Raw genomic sequence first — 20,752 nt, 5'->3', positions numbered from 1 at the left:
ATGCGGTGCCGGATCGTATTGACGATCTCATCCACCTATCACTATTACCTTCACACTGCATCCTCGCGACTAATGACAATCCTTAACCCGCATTGAGTTAAAGTCTCTCATTAGCCGCGCGAACCTCTGCACCGGAAGATCCTATTTTTAAAATTTACTCTTCTTACTTGAAGTGGAAGCGGTGTTAGCTACCACTTTGAGTAATAAGCGACAACAATATACTAACGTATTTTATCATTGCTTCTTAGAAAAAAGGGGCCTATTGGCCCCTTTTTCCCGAAACTCGCAGACTTAGCGACGCAGACCCAGACGCTCGATCAGGGAAGCATAACGCGCTACATCTTCACGCTTCAGGTAATCCAGCAGCTTACGACGCGTGGATACCATACGCAGCAGACCACGACGGCTATGGTGATCTTTTTTGTGCTCGGAGAAGTGACCTTGCAAATGGTTAATTTGAGCAGTCAACAGAGCAACCTGAACTTCGCTTGAACCGGTGTCATTTTCACCGCGACCAAAGTCAGCAACAATTTTAGCTTTCGCTTCAACACTTAGAGACATGATACAACTCCAAATATATAGATAAATTAAGACAGGCGCCGATCTCTAATTCAGCAACCCAATATGTAAGCCGCACTATTCTACTCTTTGAACCACGGGATCGCAAGAAAGGCCGCTAGGCCCTACTCGGCGTATTCCACAACCAAACGTTTCGGTGCAACTCGGCCATCCTCTGCGATGGTGCCGATACCAATAAAGTTACGCTCTTCACCTTCAGTGATACGGACCATTCCTTCATCAGGTGCGCCAGATACATGCACCGGCTGCCCCTGCTTAACATAGGCAGCTACCGCGGGTAACAGATTGACTTCAGGGAAGTTTAATACCGCACTGTCCATCGGCAGCAGTAGCAGATCCAGTTCTGGATTTGGCGAGCGCTCATCTACCTGCGCCGCTTCAACCATCGCTTTCAGCTGTTCTAAAGTCACCATGCGGTCACTTGGATAGGTAGCCACTTGCAACCGACGCAGATAACTCACATGCGCACCGCAACCTAACAATTCACCCAAGTCATCAATGATGGTGCGAATATAAGTGCCTTTGGAACAGTGGATTTCCAACTCAAGAAAGTTGCCATCCCAGCGGATAAAGAGCAACTCGTACACTGTGATACTGCGGGCTTCACGCTCGACTTCAATCCCCTGACGGGCATATTCATACAGCGGTTTACCTTGGTGCTTTAGCGCAGAATACATCGATGGAATTTGCTGGCTATCACCACGAAAACTCTCCAGAGCGGCATCCATCTGAGCCTGAGTCACCTTGACCTCCCGCTCGCTGATTAATGCGCCTTCGGCATCCGAAGTATCAGTACGTTGCCCTAAACGAGCAACGACGCGGTAGCGTTTATCTGAATCCAGCAAAAATTGGGAAAACTTAGTCGCTTCTCCCAGGCAGATAGGCAGCATACCGCTCGCCAGTGGATCAAGCGCCCCCGTATGCCCTGCGCGGTTAGCGCTAAAGAGGCGTTTTACTTTTTGTAAAACGTCATTAGAGGAGAGGCCCAGCGGCTTATCCAATAACAGAATGCCGTTAATGTCACGGCCGCGACGACGTGGACGGCCCATTACTTCTCCTCGGCGCTACCTGGATTAACCTGACGTTCTTCATCATTTTTGATGACGTTAGTCACCAGGTTAGACATCCGCATCCCTTCAATCAAAGAGTTATCATAAGCGAAGGTCAGCTCTGGCACGATACGCAGACGCATCGCTTTACCCAGCAAAGTGCGGATATAACCGGAGGCATCTTGTAGTGCTTTAATGCCATTTTTTACCGTATCCGGATCTGCATTATCGGTTAATACGTTCAAAAAGGTCACAAAAACTTTAGCGTAAGCCAAATCACGAGACAGCTCGATACCTGATACGGTAGCCATGCCAACACGCGGGTCTTTGATTTCACGCTGTAAGATGAGTGCGATCTCTTTCTGCATTTCCTGCGAAACACGCTGAGAACGGCTGAATTCTTTTGCCATTTGGATTCTCCAGACAAGTTGGGGGGCCAAGGCCCCCCAAATGGATATAAGCAGATCTGAGGCGATTAATCGATAGTACGTTTGATTTCGATAATTTCGAAGACTTCGATTACATCGCCAGTACGGACGTCGTTGTAGTTCTTAACGCCGATACCACACTCCATGCCGTTGCGAACTTCGTTAACGTCATCTTTGAAGCGGCGCAGAGATTCCAGCTCACCTTCATAGATAACCACGTTGTCACGCAGAACACGAATTGGATTATTACGCTTAATCACACCTTCAGTAACCATACAACCTGCAATAGCGCCAAATTTCGGTGATTTAAACACATCACGTACTTCAGCCAAGCCAATGATTTGCTGTTTGTACTCAGGTGCCAACATACCACTCATCGCCTGCTTAACTTCGTCGATCAAGCTATAGATTACTGAGTAGTAACGCAGATCCAGACCTTCGGTCTCTACCACACGACGCGCAGAAGCATCAGCACGAACGTTAAAGCCAAGGATGATCGCGCCAGAAGCAGCAGCCAGTGTTGCATCAGTTTCGGTGATACCACCAACGCCTGAACCCACAATGCGGACTTTTACTTCGTCGGTAGACAGTTTTTCCAGTGAATCGCAGATAGCTTCACAAGAACCCTGAACGTCAGACTTGATGACAATGTTCAGTTCAGAAACTTCGCCTTCGGTCATGTTAGCAAACATGTTTTCCAGCTTGGATTTCTGCTGACGAGCCAGCTTAACTTCACGGAATTTGCCCTGACGATACAGTGCAACTTCACGAGCTTTTTTCTCGTCACGAACAACGGTAACTTCATCACCGGCAGCAGGAACGCTGGACAGACCCAAGATCTCAACCGGAATAGATGGACCAGCAGACGTGATATCGCGGCCTAACTCGTCACGCATCGCACGCACACGGCCATACTCAAAGCCACACAGTACGATATCACCTTTGTTCAAGGTTCCTTGCTGAACCAACACGGTAGCGACAGGGCCACGGCCTTTATCCAAGAAGGATTCGATAACAACACCACTTGCCATGCCAGTACGAACTGCTTTCAGTTCCAGTACTTCAGCTTGCAGCAGGATGGCGTTCAGCAACTCATCAATACCGATACCGGCTTTCGCAGATACGTTGATGAACTGGGAATCACCGCCCCACTCTTCTGGCTGGATACCGTACTGAGACAGTTCGGTTTTAACGCGATCTGGATCAGCTTCTGGCTTATCGATTTTGTTCACTGCAACCACAACCGGCACGTTGGCCGCTTTGGCATGCTGAATAGCTTCGATAGTCTGTGGCATCACGCCATCATCAGCAGCAACAACCAGTACCACGATGTCCGTTGCCTGAGCACCACGGGCACGCATTGAAGTAAACGCGGCGTGTCCTGGGGTATCCAGGAAGGTAATCATCCCGTTTTCGGTTTCAACGTGATAAGCACCGATATGCTGAGTAATGCCGCCAGCTTCACCTGACGCTACTTTCGTGGAGCGGATGTAGTCCAGCAGAGAGGTTTTACCGTGGTCAACGTGACCCATAATGGTCACAACGGGTGCGCGGTGCTCGGCAGCAGCTTCAGCGCCAGTATCACGGTCACTCATCAGCGCTTCTTCCAGTTCGTTTTCACGACGCAGGATGACTTTGTGGCCCATCTCTTCAGCAACCATCTGTGCTGTTTCTTGGTCGATAACCTGGTTAATGGTTGCCATTGCGCCCAGTTTCATCATCGCTTTGATGACCTGAGAGCCTTTAACAGCCATTTTGTTCGCCAATTCAGCGACAGTTACGGTCTCGCCAATCACTACATCGCGGTTAACCGCAACAACAGGCTTGTTGAAGCTCTGCTGCAGTGTGCTTGGTTTACGTTTGCCTTTACGGCCAACAGCACGTGCTTCTTCGCGATCAGCTTTAGACTCAGAGAGTTTATTGCCTTTCTTCTGCTTGGTTGCCTTTCCACCACGAGTGCGGCTACGGCGATCACCTTCAACTTTGGCGTCGTTTTCATCTTCCGCGGCGCGTGCATGTTGTGAAGTGGTGACATGGTAGTCAGCAGATTCGGTTTGTTCTGCCACAGGTTCTGGCCATTTACCTTCGTTTTCGGCTGCCATCTTACGGGCTTCCTCAGCAACGCGTTTAGCGTCTTCCTCGACCTTACGGCGTGTTTCTTCTTCTACTGAGCGTTTCAGCTCGGCAGCTTCAGCTTCACGGCGTGCTTTATCAGTCTGAGCTGGCTTGGTTTTTTCGTCGGTTTGTTGATTCGTCACTTTTTCTTTTTCCGCTGCTTGGCGTTTAGCTTTTTCAGCGGCCTCACGTTTGGCTTGTTCTTCGGCCGCACGTTTAGCTTTTTCTTCAGCGATTTTCTGCGCTGCTGCTTCCGCTTCACGTTGTGCCTGCTCTTCCGCTTCACGCTGTGCCTGCTCTTCCGCTTTCGCTTGTTCAGCTTCCGGCGTATTTACATAAGTGCGTTTCTTGCGGACCTCGATTTGCACCGATTTACTTTTTCCGCCGGTGCTCGGAATATTCAAGGTGCTACGCGTTTTGCGTTGCAACGTGAGTTTATTAGGCGCGCTACCGTGTTCACGGTTTAAGTGCGCCAGCAATGTTTCTTTTTCTTGCTGGGTAACTGAGTCTACTTCAGTTTTGTTGATCCCTGCATCAGCAAATTGCTGTACCAGGCGATCAACTGGTGTCTGAATCTCAGCGGCCAGTGATTTTACGGTTACATCTGTCATGCTGTTCCTTCCTGCTACAGTTTATTACGCGTTATCGCCAAACCAACAGATATTACGTGCGGCCATAATCAGCTCGCCGGCCTGCTCATCGCTAAGCCCTTCAATATCTGCCAGATCGTCGATACCCTGCTCGGCAAGATCTTCCAGCGTACACACACCGCGCGCAGCCAATTTGAATGCCATGCTACGTTCCAGACCCGCCAGGTTCAGCAGATCATCAGCGGGTTTTTGGTCGCCAAGACTCTCTTCTTGTGCCAGGGCCAGCGTGGTCAATGCAGCTTTGGCGCGATCACGCAGCGCTTCAACCGTATCTTCGTCAAGACCATCGATTTCCAGAAGTTCTTTCATCGGCACGTAAGCCAACTCTTCCAGAGAAGAGAAACCTTCCTCTACCAATACAGTGGCAAAGTCCTCATCGATATCAAGATATTTGGTGAAGGTATCAATAGCGGCATGAGCCTCGGCCTGATGTTTCGCCTGAAGATCGTCCGCCGTCATTACGTTCAGTTCCCAGCCACTCAATTGTGCTGCTAAACGTACGTTCTGGCCGTTACGGCCAATTGCCTGTGCCAGATTACTAGCTTCAACGGCAACATCCATCGTGTGTCTGTCTTCATCAACCACAATAGACGCAACATCAGCTGGCGCCATGGCGTTAATAACAAACTGGGCTGGATTATCATCCCACAATACAATATCAATGCGCTCGCCACCAAGTTCGCTGGAAACAGCCTGAACACGGGCACCACGCATCCCGACGCAAGCACCGACTGGGTCGATACGTTTGTCGTTGGTTTTGACCGCAATTTTAGCACGCGAACCCGGGTCACGGGCAGCGGCTTTAATTTCGATCAATTCTTCGCCGATTTCTGGCACTTCAATACGGAACAATTCTTCCAGCATTTTAGGGCTTGAGCGACTAACAAACAGCTGCGCACCGCGAGCTTCTGGGCGCACATCATACAGAACGCCACGAATACGGTCGCCTGGACGGAAGTTTTCACGCGGTAGCATGTCTTCACGACCAATAACGGCTTCAGCGTTGTTGCCCAGGTCCAGCGCAATACTGTCACGGTTAACTTTTTTCACTATACCAGTGACAATTTCGCCCAAGTACTGGCGGAACTGCTCAACGACCATGGCCCGCTCAGCTTCACGTACTTTTTGTACGATAACTTGTTTGGCCGTTTGAGTCGTAATGCGGTCAAAAGTAACAGATTCAATCTGGTCTTCGACATAATCGCCCAACTGGAGCGAAGGGTCTTCATACTGAGCGGCTTCTAACGTGATTTCACGTGTTGGCATCGTGACTTCATTAACGGCGACCCAACGGCGGAAAGTGTCAAAATCACCGGTTTTACGGTCAATACTGACGCGAACTTCAATTTCTTGTTCGTATTTTTTCTTGGTCGCTGTCGCTAGAGCTGTTTCCAACGCCTCAAAAATCTTCTCGCGCGGAAGGGATTTCTCATTGGAAACTGCTTCTACAACAGCCAGAATCTCTTTGTTCATCCTAGTTGCCTCATCCAAACTTTAAAAGTGGGGTACCAGATTCGCTTTCTGGATGTTGCTCAGTGCGAACACTTCATCTTTTCCATCCACAGTAACTGTGATCATTTCACCATCAACCGCTTTGATAATGCCCTGCCATTTACGGCGGTTCTGCATTGCCATACGCAAAACCAGAGTGACTTCTTCACCGAGGTAACGAGTATAGTGTTCAGCGGTGAACATGGGACGATCAAGGCCCGGAGAGGAAACTTCTAAGTTGTAAGCTACCGTAATTGGATCTTCTACGTCCAATACAGCGCTGACCTGGTGGCTGACATCAGCACAAGCATCAACAGTGATTCCGTCGTCACTATCAATATAGATTCGTAGCGTCGATTGGCGCCCCCGGATGAACTCGATGCCGACTAATTCGTAGCCTAGGGCCTCAACCGGTGCTGAAATTATCTCTGTTAACTTTTGTTCTAATGTGGACAAGCCCACCCCCAAGACATAAAAAAAGGGCCTAATAGCCCAGTGATTCTGCTGTCAAATAACAAAAAACCCCGAAATTCGGGGCTTTATGCAACTGGACCCTGTTTGCCGCATAGCGGCTTCGGTGCAACTTTCTGACAAGTATTTTTTTCAAATTGAAATCGAAAGTATCTGAGGTCTACCGAATACAACATTTGAAAAAAAACACTTTAGGAAAGTGGTTGCGGGGGCCGGATTTGAACCGACGACCTTCGGGTTATGAGCCCGACGAGCTACCAGGCTGCTCCACCCCGCGTCCGAAAACGTGGCAAATATTACGTTGATCAAGACAAAAAAGCAAGTTATCTGACTTATTTGGTACCGAGGACGGGACTTGAACCCGTAAGCCCAATCGGGCACTACCACCTCAAGGTAGCGTGTCTACCAATTCCACCACCCCGGCACTGATTTAAATGGTTGTTTTTACTGTTTAAGTCGTTGCAACCATTTTAAAACTCTCTTTTTGTCTTTTACTACTAACTGCTTTTAAAACATTATTTCGGGATATCACTACTCGGCGTAACTGGCGCTGCCGGAGCTGTAGTCTGCTCAGTTTTTGCTGGCTGACCCAGGTTTTCCCACTCGCTGCCTTTATGGCCCTGGTTGGTGCTCATATTGCCCAAAATCAAGCTAATGACGAAGAACAGCGCCGCCAATACAGCCGTCATACGGGTCATAAAGTTACCGGAACCATTCGAACCGAACAGAGTTGCAGATGCACCTGCTCCGAATGAGGCTCCCATATCCGCGCCTTTACCTTGCTGCAACATGATCAGAGCAACTAGCCCAATCGAAATCAGCAAGAAAAATACCAGAAGAGCTTCGTACATAGTTGTACCTGTATCCTTGCGGGTTCACCGCATGCTAAATGCTTCTCACCCATCAGCGGGGACTTATTCACCCACTTAAGCGGGTGTGAATACTAACCAAAGCGTCTAGTACACGCAAGGGCAATTTCATTACGCCGTTCTATTTGCAGAAAAAAACGCCAACTCATCCAACCTCGGCGCATTTTTCAGGGGAGAGTGACCCCTCCCTCACAAATTTGATTAGCCTGCTGCTTTTACTGCATCAGCAATTCGGTTAGCCATTTCGGCAATCAGTGACTCTTCTGCATCACCTTCAACCATGACTCGGATTAGTGGCTCAGTCCCTGATTTACGCAGCAGCACACGGCCACGATCACCCAGTTCTTTTTCAACTTGGCGAGTAACTTCTTCAACGCTATCTGATTTTAGTGGATTATGCTCACCAGAGAAGCGCACATTCACCAATATTTGCGGCAATAACTTCATGCCGCTGCACAGGTCATGCAAACTCATATGGTTGCGTACCATCGCGGTGAGCACTTGCAAACCAGCCACAATACCGTCACCGGTAGTCGTTTTATCCAACAGGATCACATGGCCTGAGTTTTCAGCGCCAATGCGCCAGCCTTTTTCCTGCATCGCTTCCAATACATAGCGGTCACCCACTTTGGCACGAACAAAAGGAATACCTAGCTCTTTCAGCGCCAGTTGCAGACCCATGTTGCTCATCAGTGTGCCAACAGCACCACCTTTAAGCTGCCCTTGGCGTAAACCTTCACGAGCAATGATATAAAGAATTTGATCGCCATCGACTTTGTTTCCCAAGTGGTCGACCATCATCAACCGGTCACCGTCACCGTCAAATGCCAGACCAACATGTGCGCCTTCGGCAAGTACCCGCTCTTGTAGCAAGCGGACATCCGTGGCACCACACTCTTCATTGATGTTCATCCCATCCGGCTCACAGCCGATGGTGATCACTGTTGCGCCGAGTTCACGCAAGACACTTGGCGCGATATGGTAAGTTGCCCCGTTAGCGCAATCGACCACAATTTTCAGCTCATTCAAACTAAGTTCACTCGGGAATGTTCCCTTACAAAACTCGATGTAACGGCCAGCAGCGTCAACGATACGGTTTGCTTTACCCAATTCAGCGGATTCTACGCAGGTTAATGGTTTTTCCATCTCTGCTTCAATCGCCTCTTCAACATCATCAGGCAGTTTGGTGCCATCAATTGAAAAGAATTTGATGCCATTGTCATAAAAAGGGTTGTGAGACGCTGAAATGACAATCCCCGCCTCAGCACGGAAGGTTCGGGTCAGATAAGCAACAGCCGGAGTTGGCATCGGGCCGGTGAATGATGCTGATAACCCAGCGGCTGCCAAACCAGCTTCGAGCGCTGATTCCAGCATATAGCCTGAGATACGCGTATCTTTACCGATAATAATCTTACGAGAACCATGTCGAGCTAGCACCTTACCGGCAGCCCAGCCGAGCTTTAATACAAAATCAGGCGTAATCGGACTCTCACCCACTTTGCCGCGAATGCCATCTGTACCAAAGTATTTACGGTCGCTCATAATTTATCTCTATTCCTTCGCTGAAAGTGTTGCCTCGACGATACGCATCGCCTCGACGGTTTCTTTGACATCATGCACTCTGACAATCTGCGCGCCTTGCATTGCTGCAATGACAGCGCAAGCGACACTCCCGATAACCCGCTGTTGTGGCGGAACATTTAGTAGCTGACCAACCATCGTTTTTCGCGACATCCCCACCAATAGTGGCAATTCAAAATGATGAAGTTCGGCCAAACGTGCCAAGAGCTGGTAATTATGCGCCAGATTTTTACCGAAACCGAAGCCTGGGTCGAGTAACAATTTGTTTTTTGCGATACCGGCCGCAACACAGCGTTCAATATGATGCTCAAAGAACTGGTTTATATCGGCCAGTAGGTCGTCGTAATGAGGTGATTGCTGCATGCTTTGCGGTTGCCCTTGCATATGCATTAGGCATACTGGCAGCCCAGTCTGTGCTGCCGCTTCAAGTGCGCCAGGTTCTTGCAATGAACGAATATCATTGATCAAGTGGGCACCAGCACGAGCTGATTCTGTTATTACCGCAGCTTTAGATGTATCGACAGAGAGCCAAACATCAAAGCGGTTTGCCAGCGCTTCGACGACAGGTACAACCCGATCAAGCTCTTCTTGCTCGCTGACTTCCAAAGCACCAGGGCGTGTGGATTCACCACCGATATCAATCAGAGTAGCACCTGCGGATAACATCAGTTGAGCATGTTGCAATGCTTTATCGAGATTGTTGTGATGTCCACCATCCGAAAACGAATCCGGAGTGACATTCAAAATACCCATCACTTGTGGGTGAGAGAGATCCAAAACCCGGCCTCTGGCAGTTAACTGCATGTGTTTACGCCTTAAAAGTGGCAATTCACTTTGATGCTATATCAATAAAAAAAGAGAAATCGATAGAAGAAAAAGAAAAACCCCGGGCAAGCCCGAGGTTTATATTAATCACAACGCTTTTAGATGCCAACTGTTGACTTACTTATCACCCAACTGCTCTGGCATGTTATTTGTGTTGCCTGGCGTTGTGTTACCTGGCGTTGTATTGCCCGAGCTTGGCGTACGTGGTTCTTCAACCGCCGTAGGTGCCTTTGGCGTGCTGTCATTGTCAGATGATTTAGCTTTGGTCGCATCGTCCCAACCGGCTGGCGGCCGAACTTCTTTGCGATTCATCAAGTCATCAATCTGCGGCGCATCAATCGTTTCATACTTCATCAGCGCATCTTTCATGGAGTGTAGAACATCCATGTTTTCTAACAGCAATTTACGTGCACGCTGATAGTTGCGCTCAATGAGCAATTTAACTTCCTGATCGATAATACGCGCGGTTTCATCAGACATATGTTTGGCTTTTGCGACGGAACGACCGAGGAATACTTCACCCTCTTCTTCAGCATACAGCAATGGCCCTAACTTCTCGGAGAAGCCCCACTGTGTCACCATGTTACGCGCGATAGACGTAGCAACCTTGATATCATTTGATGCACCGGTAGAGACTTTTTCCGGGCCATAAATGATCTCTTCAGCAAGACGACCACCATACAAGGTAGAGATCTGGCTTTCCAGTTTCTGGCGGCTAGCACTAATCGCATCACCCTCTGGTAAGAAGAAGGTCACACCCAGCGCACGACCACGTGGAATGATAGTCACTTTATGTACTGGGTCATGCTCAGGCACCAGACGACCAATGATCGCGTGCCCTGCTTCATGGTATGCCGTAGACTCTTTCTGTGCTTCTGTCATTACCATGGAGCGACGTTCCGCACCCATCATAATTTTGTCTTTCGCTTTCTCAAACTCAACCATTGAAACGACGCGTTTGTTACCGCGAGCGGCAAACAATGCGGCTTCATTGACCAGGTTCGCCAGGTCAGCACCAGAGAAACCAGGTGTACCACGAGCTATCACGGAAGCATCAATATCAGTATCTAATGGTACGCGGCGCATGTGGACTTTCAGAATCTGTTCACGACCACGAACATCCGGTAAACCAACCACAACCTGACGGTCGAAACGGCCTGGGCGCAGCAAAGCTGGGTCAAGAACGTCTGGACGGTTAGTTGCTGCGATGACAATGATGCCTTCGTTACCTTCAAAGCCATCCATCTCGACCAGCATTTGGTTCAGGGTTTGTTCACGTTCATCATGACCACCACCCAAGCCAGCGCCACGCTGACGGCCGACCGCATCGATTTCATCGATAAAGATGATACAAGGCGCGGCTTTCTTAGCCTGTTCAAACATGTCACGGACACGGGATGCACCCACACCAACAAACATCTCTACAAAGTCAGAACCGGAGATGGTGAAGAATGGCACTTTGGCTTCGCCTGCAATAGCTTTCGCCAGCAAGGTCTTACCTGTCCCTGGAGGACCGACCATTAACACGCCTTTCGGAATCTTACCGCCCAGCTTTTGGAAACGGCTTGGTTCGCGCAAATATTCAACCAATTCACTGACTTCTTCTTTTGCTTCGTCACAACCAGCAACGTCAGCAAAAGAGGTTTTTATCTGATCTTCGGTCAACATTCGGGCCTTGCTCTTGCCAAAGGACATTGCCCCTTTGCCACCGCCGCCCTGCATTTGACGCATAAAGAAGATCCAGACCCCAATCAGCAGCAGCATTGGGAACCAAGAAATAAAGATAGAGGCCAGCAAGCTCGGCTCTTCCGGTGGCTCACCAACAACTTTCACATTTTTAGTCAATAAGGTATCTAACAGCTTTGGATCGTTGACCGGAATGAAAGTCGTATATTTGCTGTTATCTTTTTTACTGACGTTGATTTCACGTCCATTGATACGTGCTTCACGAACCTGCTCTTGGGTTACGTCGGACATGAAAGTAGAGTAATCCACTTTACGGCCATTCGATTCGCTGGGTCCAAAGCTCTGGAATACAGACATCAGTACGACTGCAATAACTAACCAGAGAATTAGGTTTTTCGCCATGTCACTCAAGGGATTAACCTCATATTACAACTGTGTTAACAAACAGCGTTAGGGTACTACAGTTTCCGCCCTGTCGCTACAATGTACACTTCACGCGATCGCGCACGAGAAGCGTCTGGCTTACGAATCTTAACTTTCGTAAACAGGGAGCGAATTTCCCGTAGGTATTCATCAAAGCCATCTCCCTGGAACACCTTCACCAGGAAACTTCCGCCTGGTGCAAGTACATCACGACACATTTCCAAAGCTAATTCAACCAGATACATTGATTTAGGTATATCGACTGCCGGAGTACCACTCATATTCGGGGCCATATCAGACATGACCACCTGAACTTTTTTATCCCCAACGCGCTCAAGTAAAGCTTTCAGGACCAGTTCATCACGAAAATCGCCCTGAAGGAAATCGACACCAACGATAGGATCCATTGGTAGAAGATCACATGCGATGATCCGCCCTTTACCACCGATCTGGGTTACAACATACTGGGACCAACCACCAGGTGCAGCGCCTAAATCGACAACTGTCATACCGGGCTTAAAAAGTTTATCGTTCTGTTGTATTTCATCAAGTTTAAACCAGGCGCGAGAGCGTAGCCCCTTTTTCTGCGCCTGAATGACGTATTTATCGCTAAAGTGTTCTTGCAACCAGCGACTGGAGCTACCCGAACGCTTTTTATTAGACATCTATTTTTCCAACTATCTTAATTAAGAGCCCGCGCATCTATTGCTTAGCTCGCGTAAACTCCCCATCGACGTAGACCGATTTGGTGATACACATGAGATGGCGGTAGAATGAACCGTTTTCAATCCCAACTTAAGCAAAAAAGACGATGAATCTGAATAACAAACAAAAACAGCACCTGAAAAGCTTGGCCCATCCGTTAAAACCAGTAGTGATGCTGGGCAATAACGGACTAACCGAAGGTGTGCTGGCTGAAATCGAACAAACGCTGGAACATCATGAACTTATTAAGGTGAAGATCACTGCTGAAGAGCGTGAAACCAAAGCCCTAATTGCTGATGCCATCGTGCGTGAAACCGGTGCCGTTAACGTCCAAATCATCGGTAATATTTTAGTGCTTTATCGCCCGGCGAAAGAGCGCAAAATTATTTTACCGCGTTAATGACGCTTGTTTTAGAGAAAAGGTGCCATGCACTTTGTTCTGATAAAAGGCCGCATGCGGCCTTTTACTTTTCTTTACAACTTCATTTTTGAGAAATAATGCGAAAGATCTGCTCGGATGAACAAGTATTACACATAATCCACGCTAAGAATTTCATATTCTACTTCGCCGCCTGGAGTTCGAATAACAACGACGTCATCGACTTCTTTACCAATCAGGCCACGAGCGATAGGTGAGTTCACTGAAATAAGATTTTGTTTAAAATCAGCTTCATCATCACCCACAATCCGATACTGCTGCTCTTCTTCGATATCCACGTTTAATACACGAACAGTGGCACCAAAAATAACGCGGCCATTATTTGGCATTTTGGTGATATCAATCACCTGCGCATTAGAGAGCTTTGCTTCAATTTCTTGAATACGACCTTCACAGAACCCTTGCTGTTCGCGGGCTGCGTGATATTCCGCATTCTCTTTCAAATCGCCATGCTCACGGGCGGTGGCAATATCAGAAATAATTTTAGGGCGACGAACGCCTTTTAAAAAGTCCAGTTCTTCACGCAGTTTATCTGCGCCACGTACCGTCATCGGAATCTGTTTCATCTTTTAAATACCTCTAAATCTATCCTGTTCAAAAACCGTCATCCTAACGTCATCGAATGAAAATACGGTTAGCTTGATATCCTACCCGCCTCCTGGTGATAAACAAAAATAATCACCCCTGGAGCAAAAAACCCAAGTCAGGATCAATTTTGCATTTTGATATGCATTTTAACGTAGAGTTCCTTTAGGGTCATCGTTTACTTTCGCCCTCGTTGCACCGTAGTATGGCAACACATTATCCAGCAGTTATACCGAAATTATGCATTTTTCACGAATTGTCAGTGGATTGGCCTGTGCTATTGCGCTCAATATCAGCATATCTAACGCCAATGCGGCTCAGGTCGAAAATTACACACAGTATCTGCCTGATGGGGCAAATCTTGCACTAATCGTACAAAAAATCGGGGCGACAAGCCCGGCAATAGACTATCACGCCCAGCAGATGGCGTTACCCGCCAGTACGCAAAAAGTACTGACGGCCCTGGCTGCGTTATTACAGCTCGGCCCAGACTTTCGCTTCGTGACCACGTTAGAGAGCCATGGCACGATAACTGATGGTGTATTGCAGGGTAACTTAATTGCCCGTTTTGATGGCGATCCGACGTTAACACGCCAACAGTTGCGAAATATGGTTGCCACCTTAAGAAAAGCGGGTGTTAAGCAAGTTGCTGGCGACTTAATTATCGACACTTCCGTTTTCGCCAGCCATGACAAAGCGCCGGGTTGGCCATGGAATGATATGACGCAATGCTTTAGCGTGCCTCCTGCTGCGGCTATCGTCGATCGTAACTGTTTTTCCGTCTCTCTTTACAGCGCGCCGAACCCTGGTGACATGGCATTTATCCGAGTCGCCTCCTACTATCCAGTGCAGATGTTCAGTGAAGTCCGCACCTTAGCCAAAGGCTCGCCTGATGCGCAATATTGCGAATTAGACGTCGTTCCTGGCGAGTTAAACCGCTTCACACTCACCGGCTGCCTAACTCAGCGCAGTGAACCCCTGCCACTGGCCTTCGCCGTGCAAAATGGGGCCAGCTATGCCGGGGCTATTTTGAAAGACGAGCTGAAAAAGGCTGATATCCAGATTGATGGCAGCCTGCGCCGCCAGACAACACCGAGCCCGGCAGGAAGCGTGTTGGCACAAGCCCAATCAGCACCGCTGCATGATTTACTGAAAATCATGCTAAAAAAATCGGACAATATGATTGCCGATACTGTTTTCAGAACAATTGGCCATCAGCGTTTTGGGGTGCCAGGCACGTGGCGTGCGGGTGCTGATGCAGTGCGGCAGGTTTTACGTCAGAAAGCGGGGGTGGATCTGGGCAACAGCATTGTTGTGGATGGATCTGGCTTATCACGCCATAATTTGATTTCACCAGCAACTATGATGCAGGCTTTGCAATATATTGCTCAGCATGATCAAGAGCTTAACTTTATTTCAATGCTGCCACTTTCCGGCTATGACGGCACGTTACGCTATCGTGGCGGGCTACATGAAGCGGGCGTTGACGGCAAGGTGTCGGCAAAAACGGGTGCACTGCAAGGCGTGTACAATTTGGCCGGATTTATCACCACGGCCAGTGGGCAACGCATGGCATTTGTACAATTTCTGTCCGGCTACGCGGTCCCACCAGAAGATCAAAAAAATCGTCGGGCGCCATTGGTCCGCTTCGAAAGCCGCCTGTATAAAGATATTTATCAGAATAACTGAGAACCATGAAACTACTGATTGTTGAGGATGATGAACTGCTGCAACGAGGCATCGCAATGGCACTGACCAGCGAGGGCTACGCCTGTGACTGTGCCGGTACGGCAGCAGAAGCGCAGGGTTTGTTACAAAGCAGTCAGTACAGCATGGTCATTCTCGATCTCGGCTTGCCGGATCAGGATGGTGCTGTATTGCTACGCCAATGGCGTCGTCAACATGTCACTCTGCCCGTGCTGATACTCACCGCCCGTGATGCACTCGAAGACCGGGTTGACGGGTTGGATGCAGGTGCGGACGATTACCTGATCAAGCCATTCGCGCTCGCTGAGTTACTGGCCCGTGTTCGCGCGCTGATCCGCCGCTACCAAGGGCAGAGTGACAATTTGGTGCAACAAGATGACCTGAGCCTCAACTTATCCACCCAGCAAGTCTGTTTGCAGGATCAGCCGCTGGAGATCACCCCCAAAGAGTTTGCTATCCTCTCGCGCCTCATCATGCGAGCGGGCCAAACCGTCAATCGTGAATTGTTGCAGCAGGATCTCTACACCTGGAATGATGATCTCGGCTCCAACACCCTAGAAGTGCATATCCATAATCTGCGCCGTAAATTAGGTAAAGATCGTATCCGCACCATCCGTGGCATCGGCTATCGTCTGGAAGCACAATCATGATCAGTATGCGCCGCCGTCTGATCTTAATGCTGGCGCTAATATTGCTGGTTACGCAATTAATCAGCGCATTCTGGCTATGGCATGAAAGTCAGGAGCAAATAAGCTTTTTGGTTGATGAGACACTGAGCGCTAAAGTGCGTAATGAGCGGGTTGACACCGAGATAGCAGAAGCCGTTGCTTCACTGCTTGCCCCCTCGCTCATCATGATGACCATTACTTTATTACTCTCTTTCTGGGCAATCAGTTGGATTATCCGCCCACTCGATCAGTTGCAGCAAAAATTGGCGGAACGTTCGGCTGATAATCTCACACCAGTGGTTGTTAACAGTGATATGCAAGAAATTGTCTCTGTGACGTCGACACTGAATCAGTTGTTATCTCGCCTCGCGAATACCATTCAGCAGGAGCGCCTGTTCACCGCAGATGCTGCACATGAGCTGCGCACACCGCTTGCTGGGATCCGCCTGCACCTTGAGTTGATGGAGCAACAGGGGATCACGGAAAGTAAGTCGCTCATTAACCGTATCGACTTGTTAATGCATACCATCGAACAATTACTGATGTTGTCCAGAGCGGGGCAGAATTTTGCCAGTGGCCTGTATCAAACACTGGATTGGGTTGAAAATGTGGTGCAACCGCTGCAAGAGGAGTTGGAGGAGATGTGTGCGCTTCGCCAGCAAACCATCATGTGGGAACTTCCCCCTCGCGCCCAAACAGAGGGTGACGCCACTTTGCTGCGTTTGATGCTGCGTAATCTGGTTGAGAACGCACATCGCTATAGCCCGGTAGCTAGCCAAATTTGGGTCAAACTCTCCGCTGAAACTCAGGGCGCACTGTTACAAGTCATCGATGAAGGGCCAGGAATAAAGCAAGAACAAGCCGGTGAGCTGACCCAAGCTTTCCGTCGCATGGATCAGCGCTACGGAGGCAGTGGTTTAGGATTGAATATCGTGATCCGCACAGTTCAGTTACACCAAGGCAGGCTAACACTGGAGAACCGCACTGACCGTTCCGGGTTAAAAGCGCAATGCTGGATACCTGCAACCACCCATAGCAAGGTGTTGCCTAAATTTAGCTGATATCAGCTCAAACAAAAGGGCCACCACAAAATGGCAGCCCTTGTTCGAATCATGCGATATTACCGAGTCTTCATTGGGGAGGGAACTTAACGTTCGTAGATGAACTCTACGCCGTCGTCGTCTTCTTCGTCCCAATCATCATCGTCATCTTCTGCTTTCGCTTCTGCTTCCACTTCAGCCAGTTGTTCGCGGTGATAATCATCCCACATGAATTCAACTTTTTCTGGCGCGCTTTCAGCAATAGCCATCTCTTTTGGCTGTGAATTAATGAAGTTCATTACATCCCAGCACAGCGCATTCACGTTTTCGCGATTCGCAGCAGAGATCATATAATACTTACCTTCCCATCCCAGTGCTTCTACAATGGCTTTAGCGCGGGTTTCAGCCTCTTCAGGGTCTACCAGGTCAATCTTATTGAAAACGAGCCAGCGTGGCTTCTCAGCGAGGTTTTCACTGTATTGCTGCAACTCATTGATAATGACTTTGGCATTTTTGACCGGATCAGATTCATCAATCGGCGCCAAATCCACTAAATGCAACAGTACGCGGCAACGTTCCAAATGTTTCAGGAAACGAATACCCAGACCAGCACCTTCTGAAGCGCCTTCAATCAAACCAGGAATATCGGCAACCACAAAGCTCTGCTCGTAATCCATACGCACTACACCCAGGCTTGGGATCAGGGTAGTAAATGGATAATCAGCAACTTTTGGCTTAGCCGCAGAAACTGCGCGGATAAAGGTAGATTTACCGGCATTAGGCAGCCCCAGCATCCCCACATCAGCCAGTAGCAACAGCTCTAACGTCAGGTCACGAGTCTCGCCTTCAGTACCCATCGTTTTCTGGCGCGGGGCACGGTTAACTGAGGATTTGAAACGGGCATTACCTAATCCGTGGAACCCCCCTTTTGCTACCATCAGGCGCTGACCATGGCGGGTCATATCACCCACAATCTCACCGGTTCCCTGATCCAGAATGCGTGTACCGACAGGAACTTTAATGGTGATATCTTTACCCCGTTTGCCAGTACAGTCACGGCTCTGACCATTCTGCCCACGTTCAGCACGGAAAGATTTCACAAAATGGTAATCAATCAGTGTGTTGAGGTTTTCATCAGCCAGCAGATAAATATCGCCACCGTCGCCACCGTCGCCACCATCAGGGCCACCATTCGGGATATATTTCTCACGGCGGAAGCTAACACAACCGTTACCACCGTCACCGGCTACAACCAAAATTGTAGCTTCATCTACAAACTTCATTTACTTTCTCCGTAAAAAACCAATAGATTTTATCTACTTGTTTTACATTAACTTTATCGGTTCTTTTCGGCGTATTTTCTAGCTCTCGTGATACACCAAACGTATACAGCATATCGTAAAAACACGAACGCACCAGAACCGGCACGAACAAGGGCGCGTATTATACTCGCTTCTATGGGAAATTTCATCTGTATTAAAAATAGACAATCAACCCGAAAAAAGCACCCTCTTGGCTGAGATGGTAGTTAGCAGCTTATCAATACCTCGACAAACAGAGCACACTGAACGGCTATTTTGGCGGGATCACCAGGCTTATTTCTGCCCGACGTGGCCACCAACGATGCCCAATGGCAGAGAACATAGCTCCAGCCACCACAACAAATGCCCCCACATATCCCACAAGGTTGAGGGACGGTGCGACGAAGTTATCGGGCCAAATTAGCGCCAATAGAATTGAAAAAAACAAGGTAAACAACGGCGTTAATGTGACGAGCGCGCTCACCTGCGCGGCCTGCCAGCGTGCCATGGCTTCAGCTAAAGCGCCATAACCGACCAGAGTATTAACCCCACAAAACAGTAAGCAGGCGAACTGCCACCCATTGAGCTGAAAAATAACGGCTGGCTTTGCCATTGGGAACAATGCAATCGCGCACAATACATAGAGCAATAATAATATCTGTTGCGATGCCATACGTCTTAATAGCACTTTCTGGGCAACACCATAACTGACCCAGACCGTTGCTGCACAGACGCCCAATACTACGCCAAGCGTGTAATCAGTCAGGCGGGTAAATATTTCATGCAGACTGGTATTAAAAAATAGCAGCAGACCGCAAATCAGCATACCCGCACCAATAACCTGAGTGACGCGCATCCGCTCTTTTAAAATCAGCACACTGGCAATCATCATCCCTACCGGTGAGAGTTGCCCAATAACCTGAGATGTCGTCGGACTAAGGTATTGTAATGATGAGCTGAAGAAGATGAAGTTCCCCAGCAGGCCACAGGTCGCAACGATCAGTAATAGCAGCCAGCGAGGTTGGCGAAAAAGTTTAAGGGAGGGCAATTGACGACGCGAAGCCAGAATGATCCCCAAGCCGATAGCCGCCATGGTAAAGCGATACCAGACAATGGTAAAAGGCTCCATAACCTCAAGCACTTGCTTCATTGCAATCGGCAGCGCACCCCAGAATACGGCAGTGGTTAATGCCAGAAAAATACCTAAACCAGCCTGCTGTTTCGTATCCATTTTTTACCGGGTGGGAGGAGCCAGAAATGTAAAAAGCCCCGCAACAAAATTGCAGGGCTTATATCTATTTGCAAGACGCGAAAGACTTATTCAGCTTCGATGCTGATAAACTTACGGTTTTTCGGGCCTTTAATTTCGAACTTGACTTTACCGTCAGACAAAGCAAACAGAGTATGGTCTTTACCGCAACCTACGTTGGTGCCTGGGTGGAATTTAGTTCCACGCTGACGAACGATGATGCTGCCTGCCAATACTGCTTCGCCGCCAAAACGTTTTACGCCAAGACGTTTACTTTCGGAGTCACGACCGTTACGGGTCGAGCCACCAGCCTTTTTATGTGCCATTTGTCCGCTCTCCTAAATCTTAAGCGCTGATGCCGGTGATTTTAACATCAGTGAACCACTGACGATGACCTTGCTGCTTACGGTAATGCTTACGACGACGGAATTTAACAATCTTAATCTTCTCGCCACGACCGTGAGCTACCACTTCAGCTTTGATCTTGCCACCATCGACTAAAGGAGCGCCGATATTGATTTCTTCACCGTTAGCAATCATCAGAACTTGGTCAAACTCAACAGTTTCACCAGTTGCGATGTCCAGCTTTTCCAGGCGAATGGTCTGACCTTCGCTTACTCGGTGTTGTTTACCACCACTTTGGAAAACCGCGTACATATAAAACTCCGCTTTCCGCACACTCCACTTTTGTAGTCCAGAGCGCACTATAAATATTCACAATAGGGCGCGAATTCTACGCAAAAACGTAGTGAATGACAAGTATATAATCAGCACAAGAGAAGAAAAAAAGCACAGTTTCTTACATCTCGTTTATTTGCTGGATTTTTCAAGTACAATCATGGTCTCAGGGAACGTCATGTAATAATGTGGGCGGTAATCTCATCGCAGTTA

Annotated in this window: 20 protein-coding genes and 2 tRNA genes; 4 read left to right on the top strand and 18 right to left on the bottom strand. The window is 48.6% G+C overall.

Annotated features, from left to right (window positions below; translation table 11 throughout):
- Positions 1–291: 291 nt before the first annotated feature.
- The 13 genes from rpsO to rlmE form a co-directional block, all read right to left on the bottom strand.
- Positions 292–561 (bottom strand): 30S ribosomal protein S15, encoded by a 270-nt coding sequence (gene rpsO, locus AACW11_RS01635; RefSeq protein WP_004875409.1) that lies wholly within the window; start codon positions 559–561, stop codon positions 292–294.
- A gap of 122 nt (positions 562–683) precedes the next feature.
- Positions 684–1,628 carry a tRNA pseudouridine(55) synthase TruB gene (gene truB, locus AACW11_RS01630; RefSeq protein WP_212585684.1) on the bottom strand — a complete coding sequence of 315 codons (945 nt, stop codon included), beginning with the start codon at positions 1,626–1,628 and terminating at the stop codon, positions 684–686.
- Positions 1,628–2,038: a 30S ribosome-binding factor RbfA gene (rbfA, locus tag AACW11_RS01625; RefSeq protein WP_212585683.1), complete on the bottom strand. Its 411-nt coding sequence runs from the start codon at positions 2,036–2,038 to the stop codon at positions 1,628–1,630. The genes truB and rbfA overlap by 1 nt, the downstream gene beginning before the upstream one ends.
- A 65-nt stretch (positions 2,039–2,103) precedes the next feature.
- Positions 2,104–4,782 (bottom strand): translation initiation factor IF-2, encoded by a 2,679-nt coding sequence (gene infB / locus AACW11_RS01620; RefSeq protein WP_212585682.1) that lies wholly within the window; start codon positions 4,780–4,782, stop codon positions 2,104–2,106.
- 24 nt (positions 4,783–4,806) lie between these two features.
- Entirely contained in the window at positions 4,807–6,294 is a 1,488-nt protein-coding gene (gene nusA, locus AACW11_RS01615) for a transcription termination factor NusA (RefSeq protein WP_049608853.1), read from the bottom strand.
- 21 nt (positions 6,295–6,315) lie between these two features.
- Complete coding sequence (gene rimP, locus AACW11_RS01610) at positions 6,316–6,768, bottom strand: ribosome maturation factor RimP (RefSeq protein ID WP_002222054.1); 453 nt, start codon at positions 6,766–6,768, stop codon at positions 6,316–6,318.
- Positions 6,769–6,983: 215 nt separating this feature from the next.
- Positions 6,984–7,060 (bottom strand) — tRNA-Met (locus AACW11_RS01605).
- 60 nt (positions 7,061–7,120) lie between these two features.
- A tRNA-Leu gene (locus AACW11_RS01600) sits at positions 7,121–7,207 on the bottom strand.
- 91 nt (positions 7,208–7,298) lie between these two features.
- The gene (gene secG / locus AACW11_RS01595; RefSeq protein ID WP_032897119.1) at positions 7,299–7,634 is read right to left on the bottom strand and encodes a preprotein translocase subunit SecG; all 336 of its coding nucleotides are present in this window, start codon (positions 7,632–7,634) and stop codon (positions 7,299–7,301) included.
- Between the two features lie 219 nt (positions 7,635–7,853).
- Positions 7,854–9,194 (bottom strand): phosphoglucosamine mutase, encoded by a 1,341-nt coding sequence (gene glmM / locus AACW11_RS01590; protein WP_005272598.1) that lies wholly within the window; start codon positions 9,192–9,194, stop codon positions 7,854–7,856.
- Positions 9,195–9,203: 9 nt separating this feature from the next.
- Entirely contained in the window at positions 9,204–10,037 is an 834-nt protein-coding gene (folP, locus tag AACW11_RS01585) for a dihydropteroate synthase (protein WP_212585681.1), read from the bottom strand.
- Positions 10,038–10,175: 138 nt separating this feature from the next.
- On the bottom strand, positions 10,176–12,146 hold the full coding sequence (gene ftsH, locus AACW11_RS01580; protein WP_212585680.1) for an ATP-dependent zinc metalloprotease FtsH: 1,971 nt from the start codon (positions 12,144–12,146) through the stop codon (positions 10,176–10,178).
- Positions 12,147–12,202: 56 nt separating this feature from the next.
- Complete coding sequence (rlmE, locus tag AACW11_RS01575) at positions 12,203–12,832, bottom strand: 23S rRNA (uridine(2552)-2'-O)-methyltransferase RlmE (protein WP_005272605.1); 630 nt, start codon at positions 12,830–12,832, stop codon at positions 12,203–12,205.
- 146 nt (positions 12,833–12,978) lie between these two features.
- Between rlmE and yhbY the strand changes: the two genes are divergently transcribed.
- Positions 12,979–13,272: a ribosome assembly RNA-binding protein YhbY gene (gene yhbY, locus AACW11_RS01570; protein ID WP_004389225.1), complete on the top strand. Its 294-nt coding sequence runs from the start codon at positions 12,979–12,981 to the stop codon at positions 13,270–13,272.
- A 128-nt stretch (positions 13,273–13,400) separates the two neighbouring features.
- Here yhbY and greA read toward each other — a convergent pair whose 3' ends face one another.
- The gene (gene greA / locus AACW11_RS01565) at positions 13,401–13,877 is read right to left on the bottom strand and encodes a transcription elongation factor GreA (RefSeq protein ID WP_004875420.1); all 477 of its coding nucleotides are present in this window, start codon (positions 13,875–13,877) and stop codon (positions 13,401–13,403) included.
- A 259-nt stretch (positions 13,878–14,136) separates the two neighbouring features.
- Here greA and dacB point away from each other — a divergent pair, with 259 nt between their 5' ends.
- The 3 genes from dacB to pmrB are packed head-to-tail and all read left to right on the top strand — an operon-like array spanning position 14,137 to position 17,332.
- Positions 14,137–15,585, top strand: a complete 1,449-nt coding sequence (dacB, locus tag AACW11_RS01560; RefSeq protein WP_212585679.1) for a serine-type D-Ala-D-Ala carboxypeptidase — start codon at positions 14,137–14,139, stop codon at positions 15,583–15,585.
- A 5-nt stretch (positions 15,586–15,590) separates the two neighbouring features.
- Positions 15,591–16,253 carry a two-component system response regulator PmrA gene (pmrA, locus tag AACW11_RS01555; RefSeq protein ID WP_212585678.1) on the top strand — a complete coding sequence of 221 codons (663 nt, stop codon included), beginning with the start codon at positions 15,591–15,593 and terminating at the stop codon, positions 16,251–16,253.
- The gene (gene pmrB, locus AACW11_RS01550) at positions 16,250–17,332 is read left to right on the top strand and encodes a two-component system sensor histidine kinase PmrB (RefSeq protein ID WP_212585677.1); all 1,083 of its coding nucleotides are present in this window, start codon (positions 16,250–16,252) and stop codon (positions 17,330–17,332) included. The genes pmrA and pmrB overlap by 4 nt, the downstream gene beginning before the upstream one ends.
- An 86-nt stretch (positions 17,333–17,418) precedes the next feature.
- Here the strand turns inward: pmrB and cgtA are convergent, their stop codons facing one another.
- The 4 genes from cgtA to rplU form a co-directional block, all read right to left on the bottom strand.
- Positions 17,419–18,594 (bottom strand): Obg family GTPase CgtA, encoded by a 1,176-nt coding sequence (cgtA, locus tag AACW11_RS01545; protein ID WP_212585676.1) that lies wholly within the window; start codon positions 18,592–18,594, stop codon positions 17,419–17,421.
- 289 nt (positions 18,595–18,883) lie between these two features.
- Positions 18,884–19,843: a DMT family transporter gene (locus tag AACW11_RS01540; protein ID WP_212585675.1), complete on the bottom strand. Its 960-nt coding sequence runs from the start codon at positions 19,841–19,843 to the stop codon at positions 18,884–18,886.
- An 86-nt stretch (positions 19,844–19,929) separates the two neighbouring features.
- On the bottom strand, positions 19,930–20,187 hold the full coding sequence (gene rpmA / locus AACW11_RS01535; protein WP_005272614.1) for a 50S ribosomal protein L27: 258 nt from the start codon (positions 20,185–20,187) through the stop codon (positions 19,930–19,932).
- Positions 20,188–20,206: 19 nt separating this feature from the next.
- On the bottom strand, positions 20,207–20,518 hold the full coding sequence (gene rplU / locus AACW11_RS01530) for a 50S ribosomal protein L21 (protein ID WP_004707048.1): 312 nt from the start codon (positions 20,516–20,518) through the stop codon (positions 20,207–20,209).
- Positions 20,519–20,752: the final 234 nt, after the last annotated feature.

The sequence above is a fragment of the Yersinia sp. Marseille-Q3913 genome, from assembly GCF_963892745.1.
Lineage (GTDB): Bacteria > Pseudomonadota > Gammaproteobacteria > Enterobacterales > Enterobacteriaceae > Yersinia > Yersinia bercovieri.
The sequence above is the reverse complement of the archived record's forward strand: the minus strand, read 5'-3'. Positions and strand labels throughout refer to the sequence as shown.

Bases quoted from the DNA above. Each gene is read 5' to 3' on its own strand.
- truB (WP_212585684.1), bottom strand. From the start codon at position 1,628: ATGGGCCGTCCACGTCGTCGCGGCCGTGACATTAACGGCATTCTGTTA.
- rplU (WP_004707048.1), bottom strand. From the start codon at position 20,518: ATGTACGCGGTTTTCCAAAGTGGTGGTAAACAACACCGAGTAAGCGAA.
- infB (WP_212585682.1), bottom strand. From the start codon at position 4,782: ATGACAGATGTAACCGTAAAATCACTGGCCGCTGAGATTCAGACACCA.
- cgtA (WP_212585676.1), bottom strand. From the start codon at position 18,594: ATGAAGTTTGTAGATGAAGCTACAATTTTGGTTGTAGCCGGTGACGGT.
- dacB (WP_212585679.1), top strand. From the start codon at position 14,137: ATGCATTTTTCACGAATTGTCAGTGGATTGGCCTGTGCTATTGCGCTC.
- yhbY (WP_004389225.1), top strand. From the start codon at position 12,979: ATGAATCTGAATAACAAACAAAAACAGCACCTGAAAAGCTTGGCCCAT.
- rbfA (WP_212585683.1), bottom strand. From the start codon at position 2,038: ATGGCAAAAGAATTCAGCCGTTCTCAGCGTGTTTCGCAGGAAATGCAG.
- secG (WP_032897119.1), bottom strand. From the start codon at position 7,634: ATGTACGAAGCTCTTCTGGTATTTTTCTTGCTGATTTCGATTGGGCTA.
- pmrB (WP_212585677.1), top strand. From the start codon at position 16,250: ATGATCAGTATGCGCCGCCGTCTGATCTTAATGCTGGCGCTAATATTG.
- glmM (WP_005272598.1), bottom strand. From the start codon at position 9,194: ATGAGCGACCGTAAATACTTTGGTACAGATGGCATTCGCGGCAAAGTG.
- rpsO (WP_004875409.1), bottom strand. From the start codon at position 561: ATGTCTCTAAGTGTTGAAGCGAAAGCTAAAATTGTTGCTGACTTTGGT.
- ftsH (WP_212585680.1), bottom strand. From the start codon at position 12,146: ATGGCGAAAAACCTAATTCTCTGGTTAGTTATTGCAGTCGTACTGATG.
- greA (WP_004875420.1), bottom strand. From the start codon at position 13,877: ATGAAACAGATTCCGATGACGGTACGTGGCGCAGATAAACTGCGTGAA.
- pmrA (WP_212585678.1), top strand. From the start codon at position 15,591: ATGAAACTACTGATTGTTGAGGATGATGAACTGCTGCAACGAGGCATC.
- nusA (WP_049608853.1), bottom strand. From the start codon at position 6,294: ATGAACAAAGAGATTCTGGCTGTTGTAGAAGCAGTTTCCAATGAGAAA.
- AACW11_RS01540 (WP_212585675.1), bottom strand. From the start codon at position 19,843: ATGGATACGAAACAGCAGGCTGGTTTAGGTATTTTTCTGGCATTAACC.
- rpmA (WP_005272614.1), bottom strand. From the start codon at position 20,187: ATGGCACATAAAAAGGCTGGTGGCTCGACCCGTAACGGTCGTGACTCC.
- folP (WP_212585681.1), bottom strand. From the start codon at position 10,037: ATGCAGTTAACTGCCAGAGGCCGGGTTTTGGATCTCTCTCACCCACAA.
- rlmE (WP_005272605.1), bottom strand. From the start codon at position 12,832: ATGTCTAATAAAAAGCGTTCGGGTAGCTCCAGTCGCTGGTTGCAAGAA.